Consider the following 3,393-nt stretch of genomic DNA (forward strand, 5'->3'; position numbering starts at 1 on the left):
CGTCCGGGGTTTCACGCAGAGCGCGCCGAGCCTGCCGAACAGCGGACCCGTATATCGCAAGATCGGCCGCCGAAAGCTTGTTCCCTACTACGATCGCGCCGAAATCGAGGACGGCGCGATCGCGGGCCGCGGCCTTGAGATCTGCTGGCTCAAGAGCCAGACCGATCTGCTGTTCACGCAAATCCAGGGCTCCGCGCGCGTTCATCTCGAGGATGGCTCGACCCTGCGCATCAACTATGATTCCTATAACGGCTATCCCTATACCGCCGTCGGCCGTATCCTGATCGAGCGCAACATCATCCCGAAGGACCAGATGTCGATGCAGCGCATCAGGCAGTGGATGACTGAAAACCCGGATGGAGCCACGGAGTTGCGCCGCCAAAACCGGTCGTATGTCTTCTTCCACGAGGTAAAGCTTTCGGACAATGACGAGGCGGTCGGCGCGCAGGGCGTGCCGCTGGTACCCGGCCGGTCGATCGCAGTCGATAAATCGCTGCATGTCTACGGCACGCCGTTCTTCATCGAAGGCGAACTGCCGATCGAATCCGCACAGGCGAAAACCCCGTTCCATCGGTTGATGATCGCGCAGGATACCGGCTCGGCGATCGTCGGCCCGGCTCGCGCCGACCTTTACTTCGGCGCAGGGTCGGAAGCAGGCCGCGTGTCGGGCCGCCTGCGCCACAATATGCATTTCGTGATGCTTGTTCCGAACAGCCTCGATCCAATCGCCCGCGGCAGAACCATGCCGCTTCCGGAAAAGCGACCGTCGGCGAAGATCGCCAGATTGTTTCCTGCGAAGGATCGCAAGCCCGCGGTTACTCCTCAACCGCCCGCCGTCGGCCCGGCCGGCGAGCCGGCCGGGACTACTGCCGTGCCGGCGGCGAAAGCTGCGTCCTCAGGAACCGTTCCGTCTCCGGTGATGCGGCCTGAAGTCAGGTCCGATCGTCATCCGCGGCGTCATCACCGCCGGCGCTGGCGCAGCCCGGTACGATGAAACGCCCGTCGCCGGATACCCTCGCACGACCGCGCCGCCAGCGCGTTCTTACGGATGACGAGCGTCAATTGTGGGAGAGCGTCGCCGGCCAGGCCAAACCGTTGCGCAAACGCTCTCGATCGACTGGAGCTTCCGTGGCGTTGCGCGAGGCAGCAGGCATCGCGGTGCCGTCCGCTCCGGCGCCAAGGCCGACGTCATCCGACGTCGCCAAAGTCAGAAGGACAAAAGCTCCGCCGCCCGTATCGCTCACGCGACGCGAGCGATCGCAATTGTCGCGTGGACGCAAAGACATCGACGCCCGGATCGACCTGCATGGCATGACGCAGACGCGGGCGCATCGTGTCCTGTTGCGCTTTCTGCAGAACGCCTCAAGCGATGGTCTGACCTTCGTGCTTGTCATCACCGGCAAGGGCCGGGCGGCCGATCCTGATTCCGGACGCGGCGTGCTTCGCCGGCAGGTCCCGCAATGGCTCGCCCTGCCGGAATTCCGCTCGCTGGTCGCCGGCTTCGACGAGGCGCATGTCGGTCACGGCGGCGAGGGTGCGCTGTACGTCCGCCTGCGACGCGCGCGGGGTTTTAGAGCATGATCCCGAAAAGTGGAAACCGGCTTTCGGAAAAGATCATGCTCAAACAAAAGATAAGCGACGAGCCTGATTCAACGCAGGTGGAGCGGACGCTATAGCGTTTTCGAGCGAAGTGGTATCCGGTTCGCGTGAAGAAAGCGCGTCAAATCAATAACCTAGAGTCTTCCACCCGTTTCCATGAAGCGGTGGAAGACTCTAACGGTGGAAGACTCTAGAGAATGAACCTGCTCAGGTCGGCGTTCTTGGCCAGATCGCCGACGTGCTTCTGAACGTATGCGGCGTCGATTCGAACGGTCTCTCCATTTCGGTCGGGCGCCGAGAACGAAACATCGTCGAGCACCCGCTCCATCACCGTCTGCAGCCGCCGGGCGCCGATGTTCTCGACCGTGGAATTCACCGCAACCGCAATATCCGCAAGCGCGTCGATAGCGTCGTCGGAGAAGTCGAGCGTGACGCCTTCGGTCTGCATCAACGCGATATATTGCTTGATGAGCGAGGCCTCGGGCTCGGTCAGGATGCGCCGCATGTCGTCGCGCGTCAGAGCATCCAGTTCGACGCGGATCGGCAGCCGCCCCTGCAACTCGGGGAGCAAATCCGACGGCTTGGCGATGTGAAACGCGCCTGACGCGATGAACAGAATGTGGTCGGTCTTGACCGCGCCGTGCTTGGTGGAGACCGTCGTTCCCTCGATCAGCGGCAGCAGGTCGCGCTGCACGCCTTCGCGCGACACGTCGCCGCCGCTGCGGCCGTCACGCACGCAGATCTTGTCGATCTCGTCGAGAAACACAATGCCGTTGTTCTCGACCGTGGCGATCGCCTCCTGCGTAAGTTGATCGGTATCGAGCAGCTTGTCGGATTCCTCGTTGACCAGGATTTCGTGCGAATCCTCAACGGTCAGCCGCCGGGTCTTGGTTCGCCCGCCCATCTTGCCGAAAATATCGCCGATCGAAATCGCGCCGACCTGCGCACCGGGCATCCCCGGGATCTCGAACATCGGCGCTCCGCCGGAGGATTGCGTTTCGACTTCGATCTCCTTGTCGTTGAGTTCGCCGGCGCGCAATTTCCTGCGAAAGGAATCGCGCGTGGCGGCGCTCGAGTTGGCGCCGACCAGCGCATCGAGCACGCGCTCCTCCGCGGCGAGCTGGGCGCGCGCCTGAACGTCCTTGCGCTTGCGCTCGCGCGTCTGGTTGATCGCAACCTCCACGAGATCGCGAACGATCTGTTCGACGTCGCGCCCGACATATCCGACCTCGGTGAACTTCGTCGCCTCGACCTTGAGGAACGGTGCGTTCGCCAGCTTGGCGAGCCGCCGTGCGATCTCGGTCTTGCCGACGCCGGTCGGCCCGATCATCAGGATGTTTTTCGGCAGCACTTCCTCGCGCAGCGGCCCGGTCAATTGCTGGCGTCGCCAGCGATTGCGCAAGGCGATCGAGACGGCGCGCTTGGCGTCGGTCTGGCCGACGATGAAACGGTCGAGTTCGGAAACGATTTCGCGAGGGGAGAAGTGCATCATGATCTCGAAGATATGGTGAAACGTTGCGGTAACAAGCGGTCAGATGATGGGCGGCCCGGCCTGCCAGTGCCGGACGGATTCGAACGGATGGATCAGCATGATGACGTTGAGCGTCAGGTTGTCGCGGATATGCAGTCCGACCAGCACTTCAAACGCGACTGCCAGCAGGATCGTCAAGGCAATCGGCAGTTTGCGCGCCAGCACGAATCCCGCGATCATCGCGAGAGTGTCGGACAGCGAATTGACGATGCTGTCGCCGTAGTAGTCCAGGGAAATCGTCGCTGCGCGATAGCGATCGATGA

Annotated in this window: 4 protein-coding genes; 2 read left to right on the forward strand and 2 right to left on the reverse strand. The window is 62.6% G+C overall.

Going from position 1 to position 3,393, the window contains the following annotated elements; all coding sequences use genetic code 11:
- Together BGN91_RS16800 and BGN91_RS16805 are read left to right on the forward strand one after the other, a co-directional pair.
- A partial coding sequence (locus BGN91_RS16800; RefSeq protein ID WP_292615122.1) for an MltA domain-containing protein occupies positions 1 to 994 on the forward strand: 994 nt, incomplete at its 5' end.
- Positions 991 to 1,581, forward strand: a complete 591-nt coding sequence (locus BGN91_RS16805; RefSeq protein ID WP_292615123.1) for a Smr/MutS family protein — start codon at positions 991 to 993, stop codon at positions 1,579 to 1,581. The genes BGN91_RS16800 and BGN91_RS16805, both read left to right, overlap by 4 nt.
- 208 nt (positions 1,582 to 1,789) lie before the next feature.
- Here the strand turns inward: BGN91_RS16805 and hslU are convergent, their stop codons facing one another.
- Positions 1,790 to 3,091 (reverse strand): ATP-dependent protease ATPase subunit HslU, encoded by a 1,302-nt coding sequence (gene hslU, locus BGN91_RS16810; RefSeq protein WP_292615125.1) that lies wholly within the window; start codon positions 3,089 to 3,091, stop codon positions 1,790 to 1,792.
- Positions 3,092 to 3,130: 39 nt separating this feature from the next.
- A partial coding sequence (locus BGN91_RS16815) for a DUF2585 family protein (RefSeq protein ID WP_292615127.1) occupies positions 3,131 to 3,393 on the reverse strand: 263 nt, incomplete at its 5' end.

This window comes from Nitrobacter sp. 62-13 (genome assembly GCF_001896955.1).
In the GTDB taxonomy this organism is placed as follows: domain Bacteria; phylum Pseudomonadota; class Alphaproteobacteria; order Rhizobiales; family Xanthobacteraceae; genus Nitrobacter.

Coding starts and splice junctions, on each gene's coding strand:
- BGN91_RS16805 (WP_292615123.1), top strand. CDS start 991: ATGAAACGCCCGTCGCCGGATACCCTCGCACGACCGCGCCGCCAGCGC.
- hslU (WP_292615125.1), bottom strand. CDS start 3,091: ATGATGCACTTCTCCCCTCGCGAAATCGTTTCCGAACTCGACCGTTTC.